Source organism: Nocardia sp. NPDC058518 (genome assembly GCF_042719655.1).
Lineage (GTDB): Bacteria > Actinomycetota > Actinomycetes > Mycobacteriales > Mycobacteriaceae > Nocardia.
Map to the genome: position 1 here is coordinate 71905 of NZ_JBHXNJ010000005.1, position 5673 is coordinate 77577.

Sequence of the window (5673 nt, forward strand, 5' to 3'; positions counted from 1 at the left end):
GCCCCACGGCCAGCGCCTCACGCCCGGGGGGGGCCCCGGGGTTAGATCCCGGGCCCCCCCCCGCGCTCCCCCCCGCACCCCCCGCCCGGGCCCTTCTTCGTTGTCGAGCGGAGATGTCGGATCGGGCCTTCACTGTCCCGGTCACAGGTGTGATAGCGTCGCCGCGCCGATGGCGGATGGTGTGCGGCATTCTGTAGCTGGGAGGGGGCAGTTCGTGGACGACAGACTCGATGAGACTATTGGCGACTTGCGGAAATTCGCCGGGTCGCTCGAAGAGACTGCGAAGAAGTTCGATGAGCTGCGGGGATCCATGGCCGCGCTCGCGGTGACCGCGACGAGCAGCGATGGTCGGGTCAGGGTGACGGTGGACAGCAATGGTGTGCCGACCGCGATCGACCTAGCGGCGGCGACGCGTGGAATGGAACCCGCAGCAGTATCGACGGAGATCATGGCATGCCTGCATCGTGCTCAGGCACAGCTGCGTAGTCGGGTCACTGACCTGGTTCATGACGTGGTGGGCGAGGATTCACCAGCATCGGACATGGTCGGCCGTTATGCCGAGCGATTCCCTGATCCAGCACCTATGGACGGCGCGATATCAGCGGAGATGCCTCCGTCCCAGCCGCCTGCGTATGTGCCGCCACCCGCCTCGGAACCAACCACCCCTCCTTCCGCGGCGCCCGATTCCGCTTCGCCGTTGAGTCGTAAGCCGAACCGCGATCGAGTTGTCATCCCCGAGGAGCCCGATGACGACGATGAGTACTTCAACAGAAAGTCATGGCTGGTCTGACCATGGGAAGCCCTGCAGCGTTTTCGATCGACCCCGACGAAGTTCGCGCCCACGCGGCGAAGATGACGGACCTGATGTCGAAAATGACCTTGGCACTGGAGGCCGCTACGTATTTGAGCTCGGCCGACGACGGGTTCGGCACGATACCGCGCCCGTTCGTCAAGATGATCTACGACGACATCCACACCGTCACGGTGGCCGCTATCCGCACACTCGCGGAGTCGGTGGCCGTGCTCCCGGGAAACCTTCGCACCGTCGCGTCGACAGTCGAGGACATGGACGGGAAGTTCAGCAAGAGCTTGGCGGACCTCGAGGCTGAAATAGCCGAGTCGAAGGGAGTCCGGTAGCCATGGCCGGGTTCGATGATCCACAGGCGCCGAGCAATTCGTTGATCGACGACAAAGCCGACTCCACCAAGGCCTACTACCAAGAGGATGTGTCGTTTCTCTCGAATGTGGGCCTCGAAGGGGATGCGAAGACAGGCACCCCGGGAATCCTGAAGGGCACGATCGCGGGCGACGCTTGGGACGTGTACGGGAACTTCGCGTCGGGGCAGGTCGATACCGCCATGCTCGGAATCGTTGGTATGGCGGGCACGGTCATGGAGGTCGCCTACAAGATCCTTGACCCGTTCGCGTTCATCGGTAGCCAGGTGGCGAAATGGATGCTCGACCACATCGAGCCACTACGGCAGTCGTTGGATCAGCTGGCCGGAAACCCCGAGATAGTCGAGGCGTACGCCAAATCCTGGACGAAGATCTCCACCGCGCTGTCAGGTGTCAGTGCTTCCTGGAAATCCAGTGTGGAGCAGGATATCGACGACTGGCAGGGCGAAGCTGGCGGAAAATATCGTGACAAAGCCGCCACCATGATCGATCAGATCGATGCCGCCAGCGGGATGGCTGCGACGCTGGGAAAGTCGATGGAAACCGTGTCAAAGGTGGTCGATGTCGTGCGCACGCTGGTGCGCGACGTGATCGCCAATCTATTGGGCGCCGCTATCGGCTGGACGATCGAACTGTTGGCAACGGCCGGAACCGGTGCCGCGCACGTCATCCCCGCCGCGCTGCGGCGTATCGCCCGAGACACCCTCACCGTCTCGGAGATGTTGGGAGATCTGAAGAGGGTCTTCACCGATCTCAAGACTCTGGTGGAGCCGATCGCCAAGGTGGGGGCAATTCTGACCGGCGGCTCCGGACTGGACGAACCGCAGCCTCAGCCCGCGTAGTTGAAACTGACGTAGGGGCAAACGCATCAGCTGGGGAGTCGGCTGTCCGAGGATGGAGACACGATGAGAAACCGCACCCGATCGAGGACCGAACGGCCCGGGGCAAAGGACGCGATCTTCGGGTCCGTGTTCACGCTGATGGCAATTCTGTCCGTGGCTATGGGTGCCCGGGTTGCGGCGCCGGTGTCCTGCGCCATCGGCGTCGGCCTCTGCATTTCGTCGGTCGTGATGTCCAGACGCGCGCAGATTCCCGCCAGTCGGCTCGCCCTCGTCGGCCTGGCTGCCAACGCGTTGATCGGCGTGTACTTGATTGCTGACGCCGCGCTACTCCGGGCGTGATCGCGCTGGGTGATCCACCGCGTCATCATGGATGTCTTGTGCCAGAGCTGTCCTGATCACTCATGGCGGCTTCGTGTGTAGGCGCTAGCGTGCACACTGTTGGTATGAGCGAGATCAGCGCCCGTGAACTACGCGCTAACCTGGCGAAATACGTCGATACTGCTGAGTCTGGCGAGCAAGTGGTCATTCTCCGCAACGGCACCCCGGCTGCCGCGATCGTCCCGCTGTCCGTCGGCGATGCCGAAGACGCGATGCTGGCACGAGAAGCCGCAGCCCGGCTGGGCGACGGCAACGCGACCGTCAGCATGGTCGAGGTGCTCGCAGACCTTTTCGAGGCGCGTAGGTGAAGTACGGGTTCGGTTCCACGAATCGGCCCGGCGTGAACTGCGTGATCTGGAACAGCGGGATGCGATCGCATTCTCACCGCGTTCATACCTCGGTGACGACCCGTACCGGGGGTCTGACTATCCGGAAACTGGTCGGCGTGGACGCCTACTGGCTGCGGGCGGACGGAAGCTCAGGCAACCGCGCCGGTTGCTACCTGGCACTCGGATGCTCGAGCCGGGCCGAACAAACTCACTGACGTTTCACCGGTCGCGCTTAGGCCACACGGCAGCCACGAACACGACGGCAGGTAGGCCGACCGCGATCACCCACCCGCACACGATCATCCGTCTGCCCTCTCGCCGGCCGCGCTGAGCGGCAGCGGTTCGTGATCGCGCTGCTCCGCCGCAGTCAGCCAGTCGGTGATGTTGGCCAGAGTTCCGATGCAGACTGTCCGGAAAGGGCTCGCGAGTGCCCAGCCTTCCGGCGCTGGCTTGACGGTCATCGAACGGCGTGCTGCACGTTCGCACAGGCCGTCTAGCCGGGCTTTCGGGGTGCTGGTCATGCTGTCCGCTTGCTGGTCGGCCAGCCGTCGAGCGCTGCAAGCAGGCGCCTGATCACGGTCGGTGGCGCAACCTCGATCGGGTACGGGCGTTTGGTCTTGGGTGTCAGCTGCGGGAGCATCGCGGCCTCCTTTGGTGCTCTTTGGGTTCCACTCCCGGAGGGGACTCGTAGTTTCAAACCCGCCGGGAGCGTTGCCTTTGACGGTATGAGCCGAATAAGCCACCCGAACAGGAACTTTCTCAAACTTGCTCCAACTGGCCTGAACAGGTGGAACTCAGTGGGAGACGGTGGGACTATGTGAGAGTGCGGGAAAGCTCGCGCAAGTTCTCACAAGGGGGTAGTGATATGCGCCTGACGTTCCTTGGAAATGGCGGCAGCGACTCGGGCGGGTGCCCAACATTGTTCGCCACTGATACCGACACCTACGCGGTGCAGGGATGGCAGACGGACTCACCGGAAACCGTCGAAATCCCGCACTTGCTCCTAGGTTTCGCCCAACCAGACACCTATGTCGGGGCACCGATGACAGACACCGGCCGAGGGACGTTTGTCCTCACCGGGCGCCCGATCACCGACCCGGACACGCTCGCACAGATGACCCTCGCCGCCGACGAGTCGGCGATCGAGGTCGCCAAGCTCGAAAGGACCTTCTACGGTGCGCTATCGGCCCAACGACGAGCCTGACCTCTGGCCCGGACTGTTCCGGGAGACCCAACGGTCAGCGTTCCATTTCGAGTGCCGAGACGCCTATTTCGTCGCCGACGAGGATGAGCGTCTGCGGGCATTCCTTGCTGGTGAGCCTGCGCCGTACACCGCGACACCGTGGCAGGCACTCATGCGGAAAACCACCGAACGCGGTGTGAGCGTGAGCCGTGTTCGGGTGGTCACCACACCACTGTCGGTCTATCAGCGATGGTTGCTGTCGGTCACCGGCCATAACGTCGAAGCAGGCGAAGACATCCGGTACGTGCCACGCCACGAGGCGGGAGAGATCCCGCCGGATGATGCGTGGCTGTTCGATGACGAACAGGTCGTCTACAACCTGACCGACGAGTGCGGAGCCCCGGCAGGCTTGGCGTCTACTACCGATCCCGTCGTGGTCGATCATTTCGTGGGGATCCGTGACCGGCTGTGGAAAGTAGCTATTCCGTTCGGAGAGTTCGCCGGGTGACCAATCCGGCAGACGCGCGGGCAGCTCTCGGGGCCAGGCTCCGGGAGCTTCGCCGCACCGCGGGGATCTCCGGCCGCGCCCTGGCTGACTTAGCGGGTTGGGGTGAGTCGAAGGTCTCGAAGATCGAAAATGGCCGACAGACACCGTCTTCCGAAGACTTGCGCGCCTACTGCGCGCATACCCACACGGCTGACCAGCTCGCCGATCTGCTGGCGACGTTGCACGGAATCGAAACCGCCTACACCGAGTGGCGCAAGGTCCTCGGCACCGGCACTCGCCGGCAGCAGAAGGCGAACATACAACTAGCTGAGTCGGCCGAGATGATCCGGATCTATCAACCGCAGATCATCCCCGGCATCTTGCAAACAGCCGACTACGCGACCGCCGTTCTTCGCCGTTATGTCGAGTTCTACCGAACTCCCGACGACGTAGATCAGGGTGTCGCTGCACGGATCGAACGCCAACAGCTCTTGTACTCAGGTAGAAGGAAGTTCCACATCCTCATCGCCGAGCAGGCCCTACATACGACGGTCGGCGACGACGCGGTAATGGTCGGCCAACTGGACCGGTTGCTTGCCGTGGCGGGCCTGTCCAGGGTGCTGCTGGGCATCATCCCAGCGAAAGCCGAGATGCCGATACAGGCGACGAACTTCGTCCTGTTCGATCGGAAGCTCGCCACGGTGGAAGCGATCACGGCGGAACTGCGGGTGACCCAGCCGCGCGAGATCCTGATCTACCTCCGCGCATTCGACGCGCTTGCGCGTCGAGCCGCCACCGGCGACTGCGCCCGGCTGTTGATTCGGCGGGCCATGGAAACACGGCCGTGAAGCCAATCACCCATGTAGAAGTGGGCCAGGTCCAGGGTCCGCGGGTTGCCCGCTGAGAGCGAGCAAACTAGGCACCGGTTGTCGCACCGAGATGCATGGTCATGGTGAGGGCTGCGCTCGCGCTGTCAGTCTGTGTACATGTAGATCTGTTCGTTACTGGCTTGTCTGCACAGTGGGCTAGGATTCGTCCGGGCTCCAAGAGGAGCTAGGCCTCGATCCTTTTGCTGGGCAGACTTGGCTGATCACCGACTGCCTACCTGGGGAAGACTCGCGCGAGCGGTCCTCCTGCATGAAGCACACTTTGCATGGATTCGAAGCCGGATGCGGGGGGGGGGGTGGGGTGGGGGGTATAGCCCCCCCGGTGGTGGGTGTTTGGGGGGGGGTGGGGGTGGGGGTGTGGGGGGTGGGGGGGGGGGTGTGGGGCGGGGGG

Annotated in this window: 10 protein-coding genes; 8 read left to right on the forward strand and 2 right to left on the reverse strand. The window is 63.5% G+C overall.

Annotated elements, in window-relative coordinates; genetic code table 11:
- Positions 1 to 214 precede the first annotated feature (214 nt).
- The 5 genes from ACFWPX_RS11190 to ACFWPX_RS11210 all read left to right on the forward strand — a co-directional run bounded on the left by ACFWPX_RS11190 (position 215) and on the right by ACFWPX_RS11210 (position 2704).
- A complete protein-coding gene (locus ACFWPX_RS11190) occupies positions 215 to 790 on the forward strand; it encodes a YbaB/EbfC family nucleoid-associated protein (RefSeq protein WP_378927271.1) in 576 nt (191 codons plus the stop codon).
- Positions 791 to 792: 2 nt separating this feature from the next.
- Complete coding sequence (locus tag ACFWPX_RS11195) at positions 793 to 1137, forward strand: hypothetical protein (protein ID WP_378927273.1); 345 nt, start codon at positions 793 to 795, stop codon at positions 1135 to 1137.
- Positions 1138 to 1178: 41 nt separating this feature from the next.
- Positions 1179 to 2018 (forward strand): hypothetical protein, encoded by an 840-nt coding sequence (locus tag ACFWPX_RS11200; protein ID WP_378927274.1) that lies wholly within the window; start codon positions 1179 to 1181, stop codon positions 2016 to 2018.
- A 63-nt stretch (positions 2019 to 2081) separates the two neighbouring features.
- Positions 2082 to 2357 (forward strand): hypothetical protein, encoded by a 276-nt coding sequence (locus tag ACFWPX_RS11205; RefSeq protein WP_378927276.1) that lies wholly within the window; start codon positions 2082 to 2084, stop codon positions 2355 to 2357.
- Between the two features lie 104 nt (positions 2358 to 2461).
- Positions 2462 to 2704: a type II toxin-antitoxin system Phd/YefM family antitoxin gene (locus ACFWPX_RS11210; protein WP_378927277.1), complete on the forward strand. Its 243-nt coding sequence runs from the start codon at positions 2462 to 2464 to the stop codon at positions 2702 to 2704.
- A gap of 320 nt (positions 2705 to 3024) precedes the next feature.
- Here the strand turns inward: ACFWPX_RS11210 and ACFWPX_RS11215 are convergent, their stop codons facing one another.
- Entirely contained in the window at positions 3025 to 3246 is a 222-nt protein-coding gene (locus tag ACFWPX_RS11215; protein WP_378927278.1) for a hypothetical protein, read from the reverse strand.
- Positions 3243 to 3365: a hypothetical protein gene (locus tag ACFWPX_RS11220; protein ID WP_378927280.1), complete on the reverse strand. Its 123-nt coding sequence runs from the start codon at positions 3363 to 3365 to the stop codon at positions 3243 to 3245. Before ACFWPX_RS11220 ends, ACFWPX_RS11215 begins: the two co-directional genes overlap by 4 nt.
- A 279-nt stretch (positions 3366 to 3644) precedes the next feature.
- On the opposite strand from ACFWPX_RS11220, the gene ACFWPX_RS11225 reads away from it, so the two are divergent.
- From ACFWPX_RS11225 to ACFWPX_RS11235, 3 genes are read left to right on the forward strand one after another with little or no spacing between them, the layout of a single operon-like run.
- A complete protein-coding gene (locus ACFWPX_RS11225) occupies positions 3645 to 3929 on the forward strand; it encodes a hypothetical protein (protein WP_378927281.1) in 285 nt (94 codons plus the stop codon).
- The gene (locus ACFWPX_RS11230) at positions 3901 to 4416 is read left to right on the forward strand and encodes a DUF6879 family protein (protein WP_378927282.1); all 516 of its coding nucleotides are present in this window, start codon (positions 3901 to 3903) and stop codon (positions 4414 to 4416) included. Before ACFWPX_RS11225 ends, ACFWPX_RS11230 begins: the two co-directional genes overlap by 29 nt.
- Complete coding sequence (locus ACFWPX_RS11235; RefSeq protein ID WP_378927283.1) at positions 4413 to 5243, forward strand: helix-turn-helix domain-containing protein; 831 nt, start codon at positions 4413 to 4415, stop codon at positions 5241 to 5243. Before ACFWPX_RS11230 ends, ACFWPX_RS11235 begins: the two co-directional genes overlap by 4 nt.
- Positions 5244 to 5673: the final 430 nt, after the last annotated feature.